The sequence below is a fragment of the Mycetocola spongiae genome, from assembly GCF_020424085.1.
Classification (GTDB): domain Bacteria; phylum Actinomycetota; class Actinomycetes; order Actinomycetales; family Microbacteriaceae; genus Mycetocola; species Mycetocola spongiae.
In genome coordinates this window covers 1,028,914-1,047,101 of record NZ_CP080203.1, presented here as the reverse complement: position 1 = coordinate 1,047,101, position 18,188 = coordinate 1,028,914, and the positions used below count along the sequence as shown (strand labels likewise).

Annotated in this window: 12 protein-coding genes; 4 read left to right on the top strand and 8 right to left on the bottom strand. The window is 64.5% G+C overall.

Going from position 1 to position 18,188, the window contains the following annotated elements; all coding sequences use genetic code 11:
• The first annotated feature begins 180 nt into the window (after nt 1-180).
• The 4 genes from KXZ72_RS04820 to KXZ72_RS04805 are packed head-to-tail and all read left to right on the top strand — an operon-like array spanning nt 181 to nt 4,923.
• Nucleotides 181-1,689 carry a four-carbon acid sugar kinase family protein gene (locus tag KXZ72_RS04820; protein WP_226082602.1) on the top strand — a complete coding sequence of 503 codons (1,509 nt, stop codon included), beginning with the start codon at nt 181-183 and terminating at the stop codon, nt 1,687-1,689.
• An 11-nt stretch (nt 1,690-1,700) separates the two neighbouring features.
• Complete coding sequence (locus KXZ72_RS04815) at nt 1,701-2,597, top strand: NAD(P)-dependent oxidoreductase (protein ID WP_226082601.1); 897 nt, start codon at nt 1,701-1,703, stop codon at nt 2,595-2,597.
• Nucleotides 2,598-2,620: 23 nt separating this feature from the next.
• A complete protein-coding gene (locus KXZ72_RS04810; RefSeq protein WP_226082600.1) occupies nt 2,621-4,072 on the top strand; it encodes a GntP family transporter in 1,452 nt (483 codons plus the stop codon).
• Nucleotides 4,072-4,923: a class II fructose-bisphosphate aldolase gene (locus tag KXZ72_RS04805; protein ID WP_226082599.1), complete on the top strand. Its 852-nt coding sequence runs from the start codon at nt 4,072-4,074 to the stop codon at nt 4,921-4,923. Before KXZ72_RS04810 ends, KXZ72_RS04805 begins: the two co-directional genes overlap by 1 nt.
• Nucleotides 4,924-5,219: 296 nt before the next feature.
• On the opposite strand, the gene KXZ72_RS04800 is transcribed toward KXZ72_RS04805, so the two are convergent.
• The 8 genes from KXZ72_RS04800 to KXZ72_RS04765 all read right to left on the bottom strand — a co-directional run bounded on the left by KXZ72_RS04800 (nt 5,220) and on the right by KXZ72_RS04765 (nt 18,001).
• A complete protein-coding gene (locus KXZ72_RS04800) occupies nt 5,220-5,936 on the bottom strand; it encodes a hypothetical protein (RefSeq protein ID WP_226082598.1) in 717 nt (238 codons plus the stop codon).
• Nucleotides 5,937-5,962: 26 nt separating this feature from the next.
• A complete protein-coding gene (locus tag KXZ72_RS04795; RefSeq protein ID WP_226082597.1) occupies nt 5,963-7,978 on the bottom strand; it encodes a hypothetical protein in 2,016 nt (671 codons plus the stop codon).
• A 212-nt stretch (nt 7,979-8,190) separates the two neighbouring features.
• A complete protein-coding gene (locus tag KXZ72_RS04790; protein WP_226082596.1) occupies nt 8,191-8,925 on the bottom strand; it encodes a hypothetical protein in 735 nt (244 codons plus the stop codon).
• 14 nt (nt 8,926-8,939) lie between these two features.
• The gene (locus tag KXZ72_RS04785; RefSeq protein ID WP_226082595.1) at nt 8,940-9,680 is read right to left on the bottom strand and encodes a hypothetical protein; all 741 of its coding nucleotides are present in this window, start codon (nt 9,678-9,680) and stop codon (nt 8,940-8,942) included.
• Nucleotides 9,681-9,709: 29 nt separating this feature from the next.
• A complete protein-coding gene (locus KXZ72_RS04780; protein WP_226082594.1) occupies nt 9,710-12,052 on the bottom strand; it encodes a hypothetical protein in 2,343 nt (780 codons plus the stop codon).
• Between the two features lie 35 nt (nt 12,053-12,087).
• Nucleotides 12,088-12,372 (bottom strand): hypothetical protein, encoded by a 285-nt coding sequence (locus KXZ72_RS04775; protein WP_226082593.1) that lies wholly within the window; start codon nt 12,370-12,372, stop codon nt 12,088-12,090.
• A gap of 80 nt (nt 12,373-12,452) precedes the next feature.
• Nucleotides 12,453-16,838, bottom strand: coding sequence for an FtsK/SpoIIIE domain-containing protein (locus tag KXZ72_RS04770; protein WP_226082592.1), 4,386 nt, complete (start codon nt 16,836-16,838; stop codon nt 12,453-12,455).
• 32 nt (nt 16,839-16,870) lie between these two features.
• Nucleotides 16,871-18,001 (bottom strand): Ig-like domain-containing protein, encoded by a 1,131-nt coding sequence (locus tag KXZ72_RS04765; protein WP_226082591.1) that lies wholly within the window; start codon nt 17,999-18,001, stop codon nt 16,871-16,873.
• Between the last annotated feature and the right edge of the window lie 187 nt (nt 18,002-18,188).

Sequence of the window (18,188 nt, the reverse complement as noted above, 5' to 3'; positions counted from 1 at the left end):
ATGGAGCCCGCGGCTGCCCGCCAAACGCGGCGCACCACCGATCCCCGGCCCGGCGGCCCGCCGGGGGCGTGGCCGGGGATCCGCACGCGGCCCGTCTCGCATGTTCACAAAAATACCGTAAGCTGTCAGACAGCTGACATCTGACGGCAAGTTGAGGCAGACGGTACAAAGGAGTAAACGATGGATGAAGCCACACTTCTCGCGCGCTTTCCGCGTGAGGTAGAAATTTCCGCGGAGGCGGTGGCCGAGCAGGCCGGCCGCTCCGGACGAGTACTGATTGTGCTTGATGACGACCCCACCGGCACGCAGTCGGTCGCCGATCTTCCCGTGCTCACCCGCTGGGAGACCGAGGATTTTGTCTGGGCCCTGCAACAGGATGCCCCCGCAATCTACGTCCTCACCAATACCCGCAGCCTGGCCCCGGACACCGCGGCCGAGCGCAACCGCGAGATCGTGCATGCCGCCACCGCGGCCGCCGCGATCGTGAACGCCACCCCGGGCTATCCGCGCCCGCTGACCCTCGGCTTTGTCAGCCGCAGCGATTCCACCCTGCGCGGACACTATCCGTTGGAAACCGATGTGCTGGCCGAGGAGATTCTCGCGGCCACCGGCACCCCCGTGGACGGCGTGGTCATGGTGCCCGCGTTCCCCGATGCCGGCCGGATCACGATCGGCGGCACACACTATATGCGCATCGACGGCACCCCGGTGCCCGTGGCCGAGACCGAGTTCGCCCGGGACGCCACGTTTGGCTTTAGCCACTCCGATCTGGCCTCCTATGTGGAGGAAAAATCCGCCGGCCGGTTCCGCGCCTCCGATGTGGTGGTCCTGGACCTCGGCATCATCCGGGCCGGAGCCGCGGCAATCGCGCGCGCCCTGAGCGGCGTGACCGGATCCACCCCGATCGCGGTGGATATTGTCACCGAAAACGACCTGCGCCTGCTCTCGCTGGGCCTGATCGAGGCCGAGGCCGCGGGCCTGAACCTGCTCTACCGCGTGGGACCGCCGCTTGTGCGCGCCCGCATCGGCCAGGCCCCGCGCTCCCCGCTCACCGCGGGGGAGATCTTCGCCGTGGCCGAGGATGCACCGGCCATCGCCGATGCCCGCAACCGCGCCCCGGGCGGGCTGATCGTGGTGGGCTCGCATGTGGGGCTGACCAGCCGTCAGCTGGCCCGCCTGCGCGAGGACCGCCCCGAGGCCCGCACGATTGAGCTCGACGTGACCCGCGTGATCGGTTCCGATATTCTCGACGGCGGTGCCACCGCGGCCGAGGCGGAGGCCTATCTCGCCGAGATCATCGCGGAGGTTGTGGCCGGCATTAACACCGGAGACGTGATCTTCCACACCAGCCGCCTGCTGATGAAAACCGAGAGCCCCGCCGAGAGCCTCGAAATCTCGCGCCGCGTGTCGTCCGCCGTGGTGGATGTGGTGCGCGGCACCCTCGCCCAGCGCCCGCCGCGCTTTGTGATCGCCAAGGGGGGCATCACCTCCAGCGATGTGGCAGCCCACGGCCTGTCCATCCGGCATGCGATCGTGCGTGGCCCGATGCTCCCCGGAATCGTTTCCCTGTGGGAGAGCGTGGACGGCCCGGCCCTCGGAATCCCCTATATCGTTTTTGCCGGCAATGTCGGCGACGACAACTCCCTCGCCGAGGTTGTTTCCATCCTCAGCTCCACCCGGAACCCGTAGAAAGAGAAAACATGTCTGACTATAACGTTGCCGTCCTCGGCCTCGGCGCGATGGGTCTGCCGATGGCCACCCGCCTCGCAAGCACCCTCGGTGTGCGCGGTTTTGATATCGATGCCGCCCGCCTGGACCTCGCCGCCGGCCACGGAATTATTCCGTGCGCCTCCGCCACCGAGGCCGTGGCCGGCGTGGACGCCGTGCTGCTCGCGGTGCGCAATGGCGCCCAGCTGGACGAGGTGCTTTTTGGCGAGAATGGCATCGCCGCGAGCCTGCGCCCCGGTTCCGTGGTGATCCTCACCTCCACCGTGGGAATGGACGGGATCCCCTCCGTGGTCTCCCGCCTGGAGCCCCATGGTGTGGAGCTTGTGGATGCGCCGCTCAGTGGCGGCCCGGTGCGCGCCGGCGAGGGTGACCTGCTGATCGTGGTGGGTGCCTCCCCGCGCGCCCGCGAGGCCGCGGCCCCCGTGCTGGAGCTGCTGGCCTCCACGCTCACCGTGATCGGTGACCGCCCCGGCGATGGGCAGGCGTTTAAGACCGTGAACCAGCTGCTGTGTGGCGTGCATATCGCCGCCGGGGCCGAGGCGCTGGCCCTCGCCGAATCGCTGGGGCTGAACGTCGAGGAGACGCTGAACACGCTGGCCGCGGGTGCCGCGGGCTCGTTTATGCTGGCCAACCGCGGGCCGCGCATGCTTGAGGCCTATGACCCCGAGGGGGCCGAGGTTCTCAGCCGCCTGGACATTTTTGTGAAGGATATGGGCATCGTGACCTCGGCCGCCCGCGCGCAGGGCCTGGCCACCCCGATCGCCGCCGCGGCCGAGCAGACCTATCTGCTGGGTGCCGCGCAGGGACTCGCCACCGCCGATGACTCGGCCGTGATTCGTGTCACCGCACCCCACCGCAAGCACTCCTAGTTTTGGTTCCGAAAGAGATTTAGATGTCTGTTCTGGCTCGTTTTGCCGCCGCCACCGATGCCATCGGTCCCGCGGTGGAGCTCAGCACCCCGCTGCTGCTGATCATTGCCGCGCTGGGTATCGCCCTGCTCCTGCTGCTGATCATTAAATTCCGTATCCACGCGTTTATTGCGCTGCTGGTGGTGAGCATCGTGGTGGCCATTGCCACGCGGATTCCGCTCGGTGATATCTTCACCCTGGTGGGTCAGGGCGTGGGCTCCACCATGACCAAGGTGGCGCTGATCATCGCGCTCGGGGCGATCCTCGGCCGCCTGATCGAGCTGAGCGGGGGAGTGCAATCGCTCGCCGATCACTTCACCGATCTGCTTGGACCCAAGCGGGTGGCCATCGCGCTGACGATCGTGGCGTTCCTCGTGGCGATTCCCGTGTTTTTTGAGGTGGGCGTGATCGTATTGGTCCCCATCATCTATGCCTTCTCCAAGGTCAACGGTTTCCACCCGATCAAATTTGGGCTGCCCATGGTGGGCATCATGCTCACGGTGCACGTGGTTATGCCGCCGCACCCGGGCATCGTGGCCGGCGCCGGAATCTTCGGAGCCGATATTGGGCTGGTAACCCTGGTGGCCCTGCCGATCTGTATCGTCCTGGGCTTCCTGTGCTACTGGATCGCGAGCATCATGAACCGCCGCGAATATGCGCTCTCGCCCTCGGTGGCCGCGCAGATCGCGGAGCTTGGTCAGGGCAGCACGGTGATCACCACCACCGATAAAAACGGTAACGTGATGGCTCCGCCGCGCGCGGGCCTGATCATTGCCCTCGTGGCGATCCCGATCGTGCAGATCCTGGTGGGTACCGTCGGCTCCCTCATGATCGAGGAGGGCACGTTTGCCCACGGCCTGTTTGTGTTTATTGGCACGCCGGTATTTGCGCTGCTGGTGGCCGTGGCCATCGCCTATTTCACGCTCGCGGTTCGTCGCGGCTGGGGTAAGGACCGCACCAATGAGGCGTTTGAGACGGCCATGCCGCCGATCGCGTCGATCCTGCTGGTGGTGGCCGGCGGTGGCATCTTTGGTCAGGTACTGCAGTCCAGCGGTATCGGTGGGGCGCTTGCCGAGGCCCTGGACGGCCTGGGTGTGCCGCTGATCCTGCTCGGTTTTGTGGTGTCGCTTGTGCTGCGTGCGGCGCAGGGTTCGGCCACCGTGGCGATCGTGACCACGGGTGGTTTGCTTTCGGCCGCGGTTCTTGGCGGGGACTTTAGTGCCCTGCAGATCGCGCTGATCACGGTGGCGGTGGGCTTTGGCTCGCTGGGCCTCTCGCATGTGACCGATGCCGGTTTCTGGGTGGTCACCCGCTATCTGGGGCTCACGGTGGCCGATGGTCTGCGCACCTGGACGGTGCTGACCACGCTGCTGGGCCTGGCCGGTTTTGCCCTGACCTGGCTGGTCTGGGGCATCACGGCGGGGATCGGCGCCTAGTGCACGCCCGCCTGGATACCCTGGCTCGCGAGCTGCTGGGGCGCGGGGGAGCGATTGCCGCGCTGACCGCCTATGACTATTCCACGGCGGCGGGTATTGTGGCCGCCGCGGAGGACCTGGGTGCGCCGGTGACCGTGCTGGTCACCCAGAACACCGTGGCCGAGCGTCACGGGCCGGGCTATGTGCGGGCATTGCGCGCGCTGGCCGATGCGGCGAGTGTGCCGGTGAGTGTGCAGCTGGATCATGCCACGGACCGGGCGCTGATCCTGGCCGCCGTGGAGGCGGGGGTGGACTCGGTGCTTGCGGATGGTTCGCGTCTTCCCGTGGCCCAGAACGCCGCCTTTGTCCGCGAGATCGTGGAGGCCACGGCCGCCGCGGGGATCGTGGTGGAGGCGGAGCTGGGGGCCCTGGCCGGGGACGAGGATTCCGCGATCGCTGTCAGCGCGTCGGGGAAAACCGATGCCTCCCTGGTGCGCGATTTTGTGGCCGAGAGCGGCTGCCACCTGCTGGCCGTGGCCGTGGGCAACGTGCACGGCGCATATCTGGGTACCCCCGAGTTGGACTGGGACCTGATTGCCGCGATCCGCGCGCAGACCGATGTGCCGCTCACGCTGCACGGCGCCTCGGGCCTGCCGGAGAGCGATATCGATCGTGCGCCGACCGCGGGTCTGGGCAAGATTAACGTGAATACGGAACTGCGTGCGGCGGGCCTTGATGCCCTCGCCGCGCAGCTCCCGCTGAGCCGCGACCGCGGGGATAACGTCTTTGACCTCGAGCGCGCCTGGCGCACCGCGGCCACCGAGTTTTCCCGCGGCGCCATCACCCGTATCGGCGGCGCGGCCCGCGCCTAACGCCCGCCCTATCCTCCCGTATCGGCCCCGCAGACCCCGAGTCTGCGGGGCCGTTGGTGTTTTCGGGTGGGATACGCGGCTCTGTCACGTGTGATTTTGCCCCGGGTACTCCCGCTCTGGCCGGCGTTTTCCGCGGTTGATCGTTCCCGGTGAGCCCGGTCATCCCCGGGCCGCACGGACCGGACGTGACCGGGTGACGGGCCGTAGTTGAGGGTATGAAGAATCGGGCGCATGGCGCGGACGTGACCCCTGCACGCGAACGGTCACGCGCCGTTTTAGTCGTGTTTTCCCTCGCCTCAGGGTGTGGGTCGTGGGGTGAGGGTTTCGGTGAAGGGTTGGCGGACGGGTTTGGTGACGGGGGTTTTGGGGAGTGTGGGGGCGGGGTCAAAATAGCCGATGGCGGCACCGGTGGCGTCGCATTTATCGCCGCCACCCCCGGAGACGTCGTAGTTGCCGTTGTCGAGTTTTCCCACGGTGTATGTGCGGAGTACGGCCCTGAAGATGCCGGAGTTATCGTTGCCTAGGCGAGGGCTTGCGCGGTCAAAGGGGACGGCGGGGAGGATCCAGTCGATTTGTGGTGCGGCGCAGATCGTGACTCTTCGGCCGCTGCTTGGCGGTTCTGCTCCGGGGGATGGTTCCGAGCTGATGACCACGAAGGGGCGTGGTGCGAGATAGACATAGGGGGCGTTGCCCTGCTGGGCGTAGGGACGGCTGATATCCTCGGGATATTCGACGACGGATGTGAGTTGGCTGATGGTGAAGTCTCCGGTATTCCAGGCCAGCGCTGTTCCGATTTCGTAGCGGCGCACGGCCTGGACCCATTCGTCGTCTTCGAGGGGACCGGAGGGCGTGATTCCGTCCTTCCAGATTTGTGTGGGTGTGTTGATGACGGTGGCGGGTTTTTCCGGTTCCGGTGTGGGTTCTTCCGGGGCACAGGCGGCGAGCCCGAGCACGGAGAGGAGCAACGCACCGGAGATGGTGCTGCGGATAAGGCGACGAGCGTTGAGGTTCATGGACTTTCCTAGGGTGTGGGATTGGTTTAGTGTTCCGTGCTGGAGGTGCTGGCGCCGTTGGCCAGGGCCCAGAGCCGGTCGGCAATATGATCCAGCGAGTGTTCGCTGGCGAGGTTTTCCCCGGGGAGTGCCGGGGGCTCTCCCGCGGAGGCCCGCAGCAGTGCGTCGATGGCGGCGGAGTGTTCCGCGATCACGGCGGCAATGGCTTCCTCATCGGTCGCGTCTCGCGGGAGTCCCGGGTATCCGAGGACATCTGCGGCGAGTTGCATGGTGCGATAGCGATGGAGTGCCTTTTGTTCGCGCAGGGACCCGGGCATCGTGGTCTCGACGCGTTCCAGGGTGCCGGTGTTAGGGTTAAACCAGCCCAGGTTTTCGAGCGATACGTCCCGAATTTTACCGAGACCCTGACCCAGGGCCTGCTTGGTCAGGGCGCCCCCGATTCCGCCACCGATCGAGGGGAAAGCCTGTCCTAGCAGTGCCGCGCCCCTGCCCACGGCCCCGCCGATGGGAATATTGCCAAGCAGGTTGATGGCCGCATCAATATCTGCCTGCCGATTTTTAGCCCAGGCGTCGCCGTGTTGGGCCTGTTTCAGCGTCAGGCCCATGGCCGTGCCGGTGAGGACACCATCCAACGTGGTGAGTCCGGCGAGGGCTTTGTCGAGGTATTCGCCGCGGAGCTCGGGGGAACAGCCGAGAAGAAAGAGTCGATAGGACTCCTGCATTTTTCCCTGGATGTGCATCAGGATCCCGTCGCCGCCCGGTGAGCTGCCCGCCACGCCCAGCAGGGTGGTGAGCTGATCCAGGCTCAGGTTGGGAATGTTGAGCCTCTGACCAACGGTGAATACATCCGACGTCGCATAGGGGTCGTTTTGTGAGGCGGTGCCGGTGAGCGGCGTGTCAAGGAAGCCGGGCATATGCGTTGCCAGGATGAAGGCGAGCCTGGTCTTCGCCTGATCGCTGAGATAATCGCCCCGATAGTCCTTGCCCAGCTGGCTCAGGGCGGAATCCCCGGGGTGAGCCCCAAAACCGCAGAGCTGACGCAGCGCAATGCTGGTGAACCGGGCGACCCGGTCCCAGGCGCCCGGGTCTATCGGGTTATCGCCATCGAGGGGGCCCCCGGGGATCCGGGTGGCGCCCTGCAGGAGGGCGAGGGCGCCCTCATAGCCATCTCGTGCACCTTGCTTCCCAAAAAGAAATTTAATGAGGGCGCTATCGGGCTTATCGTCGGCCCAGAGGAAATCGGCGGCGGCGGTGGGGAAGCGGCCGAGGGCCTTATAAATGGCCGAGGCCGGATCGAGCGCGCTCAGATCGGCGGGCGGAGTGAAGAGCGAGTTGGCAAGCATATCGTCGGCGCCGAGGGCGGGTTTACCATTGGACTCGATCTCGTAGATGCGGCGGGCCGCGGCAAGGGCGAGGTTTGCGGACATATGACCGCCGTCGCCAAAGAGATAGGCGATGACGCTGGAATCTTTGATACTGCTGGAATCGGGTCGCGGAGTGATGAGCGCATTAATAAAATCGGACGCTCGATTTGGGTCCCAGGCCGCGGTACCGATTTCCATCGCTGTGCGCACGTATCCGGCGTATTTTTGAAAGTCCTCACTATTCAGCGGGCTATCTGCTTCGAACGCAAATCTGGTGAGGACATCACGGATTTTATCGGGTCCGAGGCGGTCTACCAGGGCGGACATCGCTTCGGAATCATTGCCATAAAACTCAAAATAGGTATCGAGGTTTGCGAGCTGTTCCGCGGTGAGATCTTCCTGGGCGGCGTAGTCGCCGAGGAGGTCGGCGAGTTTTTTACCCGCCTCGCCGGGGGTCATTATGGTGACGTTGATGCCCAGGGAGGAGAGCGCGGCCCGGGTATTAATCCAGTCCTGCGGGAGGTGCGAGCGAATTCTGCCGGCAAATCCGGCAAATCGTTCTTTTTTGTTGAAGCCTGCCTCGATAACACAATCAGGATCATGGGCGCCGCTATTCATCACCGGCCCCAAAACGGTCGTATCGATCGCGGTATCGGGGTTTCCAACCGTGTTTACCACGAGAGGGTTGGTAGAAGCCTTGAGGGTAAAGCTCAACAGAAAACGTCTCGGGTCAAGCGTGTCTGTTCGTCCGGCTCGGAACATTCCCCAAAGCTCGTTCAGTTTTTTAACGCGTTCTTGGAACTCGGTTTCGAAGTTGCGGAGGCCGACAGCACGAGGAGGAGTCCCTGGGTGAATGCGGGGGTGAGTGGTGGACATTGTTGGTGGGGTGTTTAGGGTGTGGTGGGGAGGGGGTTGCCGTTGAGGTCGGTGGTGGCGACCCATTTTTTGAGGTTTTGGGGGCGAGTGCTGGGGGCTTCGCGTACTTCGTGATTTACCGGGGGTGTGGGGAGTGTGGGGGTGGTATCAAACAGGGCGAGTGGGACTTGTGTGTCCGGGCAGAGGTTTGAGGTTCCGTTACTTCGGTTTGTGATGGTCCCATCGGGGTGGTGATCGAGGGTATAGGTATAGATGCCGTTGCCGCGGCGGATGTCTGCGGGGAACTTTCCCATGCCGGGGGTTTCTGAAATGTAGTCTTCGTCCTGGCGTTGGCAGACTCTCACGATGACGCGTTCGCTGCCGTCCTCGGGTTGTTTTTCGTCCAGGGTGATGGTGAGCGGGGTGAAGGGGGCGGGACCTAAATACACAAAGGGGTAGTCTCGTTGCGATATATAAGAATTGGCGAGTCGTAAGGGTCGTGATTCGATGTTGGTGAGTTGGGGGATGGTGAAGTCTCCGATGTTCCAGGCGAGGGCTTCGCCGAGGCGTAGTTCGCGGATGTATTGGACGTAGATGGTGTTTTCGAGGGGGCCGGTGGGGGTGATGCCGTTTTCCCAGGTGAGGGTGGGGGTGTCTATTTGGGTGGGGGGCATGTCCTCGGGTTTGATTGGTGGGGTGCAGCCGGCTAGCGCGAGGATGAGCCCGAGGGTGAGTGCGCGGGCGAGGGCGTGTGGGTGAGTGGTGGGCATGGTGGGTGGGGTGTTTAGGGTGTGGTGGGGAGGGGGTTGCCGTTGAGGTCGGTGGTGGCGACCCATTTTTTGGTATCGGTGGATACCTCATAGGGTGCCTTGCGCACGGGTTTATTTACCGGGGGTGTGGGGAGTGTGGGGGTGGTATCAAACAGGGCGAGGGGCACTTGTGTGTCCGGGCAGAATGTCCCGGCGGCACCGAATGAATTCGTGATGGTGTTATCGGGGTGGTGGTCGAGGGTATAGGTAAAAATTTCGTTTCCTCGGTTGACGTCTCGATAATATTTTTCGGGATTCGGGGTTTCCCTGAGATAGTCCTCACTTTGCCGTTGGCAGACTCTCACGATGACGCGTTCGCTGCCGTCCTCGGGTTGTTTTTCCGCCCGGGTGATGGTGAGTGGGGTGAAGGGGGCAGGGCCGAGGAATACGAATGGAAGATCGCGTTGTGTGGAATACGAGACGGAAAGTCGAAATGGGTCGGATTCGATGTTGGTGAGTTGGGGGATGGTGAAGTCTCCGATGTTCCAGGCGAGGGCTTCGCCGAGGCGTAGTTCGCGGATGTATTGGACGTAGATGGTGTTTTCGAGGGGGCCGGTGGGGGTGATGCCGTTTTCCCAGGTGAGGGTGGGGGTGTCTATTTGGGTGGGGGGCATGTCCTCGGGTTTGATTGGTGGGGTGCAGCCGGCTAGCGCGAGGATGAGCCCGAGGGTGAGTGCGCGGGCGAGGGCGTGTGGGCGGCGGGATGCGGGTTTCATGTGTTCCTCAAGATAGGGTCGGGCCGGGATTAATAGTGGAAGGGATTATTTTCTTCCTCGCCCTGGTAGATCATTCCCCAGAGGTAATGGGGGCCGTTTTGTCGGGGGTGTAGGGCCTGGAAGGCGTCCTCGCAGCCCTGCCAGTTGTTTTTGACCCATTCGCGCATCGCCGTGGTATTGCCAAAATCTGGTTGATCGCCATCGGGCAGGGGCGTGGGGGTGTAGCCATAGGCGGCCTGGGCGTATTGGATGATGCGATACTGTTCCTGCAGGGCCAGCGTGGCGCGTCGATGGGCCGCGATGTCCTGGGCCTGGGTGAGGCCGGGGGGAGGGGAGCCCAGATCCACGGCGTCGTAGAATTTGATTTTGCTCGCTCCCCAGGTGGCATCGATGAGTGTGGCCGCGCCGCCCTTTACCACCGCCGTGCTCACGCCCTTTACCATCGTTGTTCCCACGGCCTTTGCCACCAGTGCGGAGGGGCCCATCGGGATGAGTGATAGAAGGCTCAGGGCCCGGTCGCGGGCCTGTTGTTTATGGGCCTCGGTGATGCCGGCGAATTTTTCCAGGGTGCCGAGCTGGTTGACGTCAAGGAGGCGGCGTAGTTGGACGAGGCGTTCGATCAGGTCGTTTCCCAGTGCCGGATCCACGCCCACCGCGTCCCGGGTCCAGGTGGTGTTGACCTTGTGATAGGCCAGGTCGAGCAGGGTTGATCCCGCGGCCGTTTGCCCGGCGATTCCCAACCAGAAGCCGAGATCCTCCTGCCCGATATTCGGCGAATAAAAATCGGGATCAAACTCGTTTTGGTGAAACGGGAATCCGAAGTTACCGGTGGTTTTTCCGGCGAGGGTGCCGTCCATAAACCCGGGCAGGTTGATGGCGAGAAACTCGGACATATTATCGCTGGTGGCCCCGGGGAAGATGACGCCGCCGTATTTATCTTTAAAATCGATCAGGCGCATGGCTTGGCCGGCGAGGCCGGCCGCCTGCCGTAGGCCCTCGGGGGTGGGGGGAGTCTCCAGCGGGCCGCCGGGGATTTTTTGGGTGCCCAATGCCAGGGCGGTCACGGCTTGGAGCCCGTCTTTCCAGGTGCGCTGGGCAAACCAATACTCGGTGCGCCTTGTGGATTCCTGGCCGAAGTCATCGGGGTTGAGGAAGTTGGCGGCCTTCTGGGGGTGGTGGGCGAGTTGTTGGAAGATGGCCGCCGCGGTATCGGCGGCGAAGAGGTCATCGCGGCCGCGTTCGAGCGGGGTCAGGGCCCGGGAGCCGTTAAATGCCCCGCCGTGGCCGCCGATGCGTTCATACCGGTCCAGGGCCTCGGCCAGGGCGTAGGCAATATTTTCTCCCAGCGGTTCCCGACCATCAAAGAGGAACGCGCCGGTCACGGGGGCGGGATGAGCGGGGAGGCCAAAAAAGGACTCGGCAAAAGCCCGTGCCTGGTGCTCGTCCCAACCCTGGGAACCCAGGGTGAACCCGTCGCGAATGCGCCGCGCGGTATCCAAAGCCCACTCGCGCTCCACGAGGCTGATGCTTTGATCCCCGGGATCGGGGCTGGAGCGTTCCAGATGCAGCAGCAGGTTATTGATCCGAGCCCCGCCCAGGGAGGAATACAGCTGGGACATGACCGCCGGGTCGCCGCCAAAAGCATCATAAAAATCGTTTATTTTTTGGGCATCACGTTCGCGAATATCCGCATTTGCCTCCCCGAGGTTGAGCCCGTCGAGGTCTTGGATAAAGGCCTCGGTGAGACGATATTTACTCATTTTTAGCGGATCGGTGAGGCCCATCGCGGTATACGCGGCGTGTTGCGCGGCCCAGGAGGCGGGGCGCTCCAGGGCCGCGCCGAGGGTGTTATCGGCCAGGCGGCGGCGCGCGGCGATCGCGTCGAGGTCCTGGGCGTGGCCGTTGAGGGCGCTTTGGGTGGAGCGCAGTTGTGCCTCAAGAACGGGGAGCTGTTCGGGGGTGATGAGTGCCCGGGTGGGGGTGATGGCGCACGTATAGTGGCCGCTTTGGGCGTCGCGTGTGGTGGTTATGCCGTTGTCGGTGCCCAGGGAGATGCTGCGGTGGGCGGTGGCGAGGTTTTGTGCGACGTCGGCCTTGATATTTCGTAGGGATGAGGCGTAGGCGAGGACGGCCTCGTTTCGGGTGCGGAAGGTGGTGGCCAGAGTTGAGGCGGCATCGATTTCCGGGCGGATCATTGCGTCCCAGGCCTCGGCGCTGGGGCCGGTCCAGTGGGTGGGGCGTTCGAGGAGGGCATCGTTTATGGAGCGGGCGCGCTGGTCGAGGGCCTCGGCGAGGTCGAGGAGGTTTTGGGCGTAGCGGGAGAGTGACGCGAGATCGCCGATTCCGGGATCGAGGGGAGTCCAGTTGGTCATGGGTGTCTCCTTTCACGGAGCTGGGTGGTACGTGGTTACGAGAATGTGGCTTCGATTGTGTCTCGGACGTGTTCGTCGGTACAGATGAACGCATTCGCGGCGTCATATGCGCCTAGGGCGGCTTTTCCGATGCCTGTGGCGCTGTCTGTGGTTTGTGAGACGAGCCAGATGCGGTCCTCGACAAGGGTGTCGTCTACGGTGTCGGCGCCAGAATCGAGGGCGATGTGCTGCTCAAAGGCGTCTTCCGATGCCGCGGGAATATGAGAGACCCTTAGGGAGAAATCGATTAGTGTGGTGCCGTTGGCCCAGGATTCGCTCATGAGTGGTTATTCTCCTCGGGGATAGTTTTGACGTTGGCGGGTGATGGTTTCGATTCGGCGTTGATTTATTGCGCACGATACTAACCCCGTTTAAGGGGGTCATAAATGGGGATTTGCACAGAATCGTAACGGCCTCCGAGGAGGATCGCGGCCCGTCCCGGCGGGTGCTGTCCGATGTGCTCCTTGGGTATGGTCGCGTTAAAAACAGTGGAGCCAATACTTGTTCCCGTGGGGGAGAGGAAAACTCCGATGCGGCCTTTTTTAGCTTCGGCGAGGAGGCCACTCATGCTGAAACCGGAGTCGGCTTCGTGGGCTGCCGCGATGATGGAGAGCTGCGGGAATCTATCGGTGAGCGTGTCCTCGACGGGGGAGCTCCGGAACTCGTTTATGTCGTCAACGAGGAGTACCGCGCGAGATAGCCCCGCCTTCGAGGCTGCTGCGATAGCCCTATCGGCGAGCTCCTGGACAGCCACCGGATCCGTGTCCGGATCGGAAATCAGGAGGTTATTATGCCCGTGAGCGTATTCATGGAGCGGTGACCGCGGGAGGGCCATGATGAGAAGCCCTCCGGGACGCTCGTTGAGTTGGGCGGCAAAGGTCACGAGGGTGCTGGAGCGCCCGGAACGCGAGGACCCGGTGATCACAAATCCGGGTTGGTTTTGTGGGCTGTACATGAGTCGAGACAGGGTGTTTCCTCCCACGGCGCAGATAATCCCGGTGGAGGCCGTGGCCTCATCACGAGGCAGATCCTGGGCCTGAGATAGCAGGATGAAGGAGGGCACCGGATCTAGCCGGAACGGTTTGGCCCAGTCCTTGGGGAGTGCCGCGCGATGGGTATGCGTGGCCCGCTCAAGGATGTGAATGTACTCGCTGGCCTGTGCCGCGCCGTCGGGCGCGGCGTTGAGCGTGGCAAATTGGTATTCCCGAGTGGGGCCCCCTCGATAGGCGCGCCCGGGTGGAATTTCCGCCGGAAGGTCTTTTGCCTTTATCCCGATTTGATCGTAATCGGCCGGATTGACCAGCGGTAGAAAATAGCTGTCAGGAATGAAGCTCTTGATGTTGTCAATAGCAAGACCCCGATCTCCGCTCATCAGGACGCGGATTCCCACGCCGGAGCCTTCGCGGAGGATTTTACGAAAATCCTCGCGAAAGGCATAGGCTTCGTCCTGGCCAAAATCGGAAACAAGCCGGTCCCAGCCCTCCAAAGCGACAATAAGATACGGCAGCGCCTCACCGGGGCGCGCGGACGCGCGCTGTTCTTGAATGCTGCCGAGCATACGATCGGCGAAAACACCCTGTCGTTGATCGATTTCCTGCTGCAGGCGTTCAAGGAGAGATCGAAGCCGCGGGATCTCCGAGGAAGAAATCGCGGCGCCGCAGTGTGGCACGCAGGCCGCGGGAAGCAACGCACCGGATCCCAGATCGATGACATAGAGGTGGAGTTCCTGTGGGCTCATCTTCTCGACAAGCTGGGAGATGATTACACGCATGGTTGTGGTTTTTCCGGAGCGAGCTCCGCCGACGAGGGCGAGGTGGCTGTCGCGGGTGGGGTCCCAGGTGAGGGGGCGTTGCGCCTGCTCGGAGGGGACGTCTTCGAGGCCCAGGAGGATGGCGGTGGGGGAGTCCGGGGCGGGGAGGGAATCCAGGGTGAGGAGCGGGGGCAGCGGATCCAGCCAGGGCGAGGGGTTTTTGGGGATGCCGGTTTTTTCGGCGGCGGTGGCGATGAGGTTAACGAGGGCGCGGAGATCGGTATCGTCGTGGTCGATCGCGGCCGACGGGTGGGGGGTGGCCGGCTCGGGGAAGATCGCCGGGATACCCTCGCTATTCCAGGTGCGGGTGATGGTACGGACGGGGGTGGTGGTGGTTTGAATCACGCCGGGGCGGCGGCCGGCGACGCGGGCGGTCTGGAAGGCCGCGGGTTGCGCGCCGATGCCGCGGCGGACATAACCGCGGCCGGGGGTGGAGGGTTTGATCGCGGAGGCCTCGGGGCTGCCCAGGATATCGCTGGAATCGGCCTTATCGGTGACGCGCAGGGCCACCCGAAGATTGGTATTGGATTGCATCTCGGGGGTGATGGCCCCCGAGGGGCGCTGGGTGGCCAAAATCAGATGCACGCCGAGGGAGCGGCCCACCCGGGCGATGCGGACGAGGCCATCAACAAAATCGGGGAGTTCGGTCTTCAACTCGGCAAATTCATCGATGACCAGCACGAGGCGCGCGAGGTTTTCGGCGGAGGCCCGCGCGGGGTTTTTTTCCCACGCCGCATTGGCATCCTTCGCGCCGAGATCCTTGAGAACGGTTTCGCGGCGTTTAAGCTCGGCATCCAGGGACTCCAGGGCGCGTTCGGTCTCGCGGCCGTCGAGATTGGTCACCAGGCCGACGGTATGCGGAAGCCATTCACAATCGGCAAAGGCCGACCCGCCCTTATAGTCAACAAGCACAAAATTGAGGGCATCGGGGCGGTTTGCCAGCGCCAGGGAGGTCACGAGGGTCTGCAGGAACTCGGATTTGCCGGCGCCGGTGGTGCCGGCCACCAGGCCGTGGGGGCCATCGGCGGCGAGATCCACCGCGAAGGGGCCGTCGGTTCCGGCCCCGATGATCGCCCGGGTATCGCGCGGGTTAAAGGCCCAGCGGGCCAGGAGCGGCGAGGGGTCGTCGAGGTCAAGACCCAGCAGTTCCACAAAGCGCACCGAGCCCGGGAGCAACACATTATCCCCCGCGCCGCCCACATGCACGATCGGCGCAAGCGCGCGGGCAGTGGCCTCGGCCTGGGTCACGGTGGTGCCGTCAAGAAGCACCGTGGGGGTGTGTCCATCGGCCGCGAGCACCTCCGCGCGGGTCACGATTTCCGGGTTGATGCGGATCTCGGTGCTGGACTCCTCGGGGAGTTTGGAACGGTCATTTTCGAGGGCGATGATGTGGATACCGTGGGCGGGACCCTGGGCGAGGAGGTTCACCATCCCCGGAAGCGTGCGATAGCTGCGGGCGTTATCGAGGATCACCACGAGATGGGAATCGGGGGACGCGGGGCGCGAGCCAGAGGAGGCGCGGCGTGATTCCAGCAGCGCGTTGAGCTCCTTAAGTCGGGCGCGGCGGGTGTCCTCGGTATTGCCGATGCGGGTCATCGAGTTAATCCCGGTATCGGCGTGCGGTAGCCAGCGGAACCAGGACCACTCGGCCGCGGCCTCATCGGCGCAGAAGAGAACGAGGGAGAGATCCCGGGGCGTGCGGCACACCGCGAGCGCGATGATCATGCTGCGCGCCACGGAGAGCGTCACGGGGCGCGGGCCGGCAATACCGGTCACGCCCTCCGCGAGATCCACGCAGAAGGGTGTGGGCGAGACCGCGAGGGTGACAGCCTCGCCGGCCCTGCGCACCCGGTGGCCCTCGAAACTCACGCGGAGTTCCTCCTCGGCGACCCCGATGCGGATGCTGAGGGCATCCGGATCATCGAGTCGACGCTCCCAGAGCCGCGAGGTGGGGGTGCGGGCAAAATCGGCGGTCTGTACCGGATCGAGCCGGGCCTGCCAGGCCTGCACCCGCTGCGTCTCGGCGATCGTATTAAGGTCGGCCCGGGCCTGGATAATCTCCGCCCGCCACTTCTCGGTGGTGCGTTTCCCGTTGCGTTTATTGGCCGTTTTTGAGGTGAAATAGGTGCCGATGACCATGAGGGGGCTCGCGACGGCGAATAGCAGCATCATCATGCGCCCAAAAACGAGGGCCGCGGTGATGCCGATGATCACGGGAATCAGCGCGGATAGCCAGGGCACGGGATTGGCCCGATCGGTATCGGGCCGTTCCCCGGGAAGCTTTACCGTGCGTGCGCCGGGGACGGGCAGGATGCGGGAGGCCCGGTTAAACGCCACGCGGCCCGGGGACTCGGGCATGATATTGGCATTGGGCAGGGGCTGCCGGCCGATCCGGAAGATGCTCTCGCCCACCTGGAGCACGTCCTCGGGGCCCAGCATGGTGGGCTCGTCCCGGAGCACCCCGTTGACCCAGATTTCTGCGCCCGGGGTGGCGGGAGCGATCCGCACACTCGCGGGTAATACGGCCGCGGCGGGCTGGGCGGGATCGGCCGGGGGTACCTCGATCAGCAGGTGGCGGTCCTCCAATGCGGGATCCAGCACGCGCAGCTGGCTGCCCGCGGCAAAACCGAGCAGGATCGAGGCTCCCCCGGGAAGCCCCACGCTTTCGCCCGCATAGGGGCCGCCCACGCACTCCCAGCGCAGGGTGCCCGCGGGCAATACCTGGGTGGGATGCTCGCCGAGGGTGCATCCCATCAGGACGCCGGTGGCGGAAAACTCCAGATCGGGGTCGATGCCCGGGAAGAGCTCGGCGGGATCGGCGCGCAGCGCTGCACCCAGCTCACGCACGGTGAGGGACTCATCGGCGTCTATCACGGCATCCACGGAGGGGGTGCCGGGGCTGGCCACGCGGGGATCAACACTAAAACGTAACTGCACGATGCTCCAATACCGGATACGAAAAAACGAGGCTAGGCGAGGGGGCCGCTGACATTCGCGATCACCTCACGAAACAGGGTGAATGAGCCAACCGAGCCGGGTGGCGGGGCCGAGATCCCAGGCCGGGCGAGCAGCGGCCTGATGCTGGTGCCCGGGGCCACCTCGGCCGCGGGGTGCGGATCTACCCCCACGCCCACCAGCACGGAACCCACGGTGTTTTCGCCCGTGTGCTCGCTGAAGAGGCGATAGCTGAACTGATCAACCCCGCTGAACCCGGGGTTGGGTGAGTAGGTATAGCCGCCGTCCGGGGTGCAGCGCACGATGCCATTTCCGGGCCGGCCGCAGGACACCAGCGCGCTGCTATCCGCGGGTGGGCGGAGATCGTTGTCCAGCGCGTTGCCCACGGCAGTTGTCCCCGCCTCCACGCCCATAAGATCGGTCACCGTGGTGGGGGTGGGCCCGCCCGCCGGGCGGATCGCGAGGACCAATTGCGCGGGGGCGGACTCCTGTCCGGTGCCATCGAGTACCGTGAATCCCACGGTGGCCGCGCCGCTAAAATCGGGGGCCGGCCGGAACTCCAGCCCCGTGGCGGCAAAGCGCAATATACCCGCCTCGCTCGGGTCCACGGAGGGGGACCGGAACTCGGGCAGCGTGGCCCCGCAGGCGTCGCAGGAGACCCGAAGATCGGCATAGGGGATGACGGCCGGGGTGCCCTGCGCGAGGGGAATGCCATAGCTGCCGCCGGTATTCACGGAGAGCGCGGGCGGCGCCAGGGAGACCCGATAGGTGAGGGTCTGCCGGGCCCCGGCATCGCTCAGGATGATCGTGACCGGCTGCGGCTCCTGATCGGCCAGATATCCGCTTGCGCCGAACTCCACCCGGTCGCCCGCGCAGTGTACGGCGATGAGGTTGGGGGAGGTGCCGGAGGGGCACTCGAGTGCACTCCATCCCTCGGGGAAGGACTGGCTCGCGGATCCGCCAAAGGGAATGGCCACGTCGAGCGTGGATCCGCCGCCGGGGGGAGCGGGGGAGGCCTGCGCCGCGCCCGGACCGAGGACCCCCAGGGAGAGAAAAAACAGCGAGATTACGCAGAAAATGGATAACAATTGCGGGCCGTTGTGGGGGCGCGGCATCGCGCGGCACGTCGACTCGCTCTGGATCATTCGGAAGCCCCCTTCCCACACCCGGCGCCAGAATTGAGACCCCCGAAGAAGGGGTGGGCGGGTTGCGTGGAAGGTATATTAGCATCACTATTTCTGGAAAAAGTAGGGGGAGAGACGGTGGGGAAATCGCAGGAATCGGCGGACGGGGCACGGCCCGAGCACTCCGCCTCCGGGGGCGCTCGGCGTC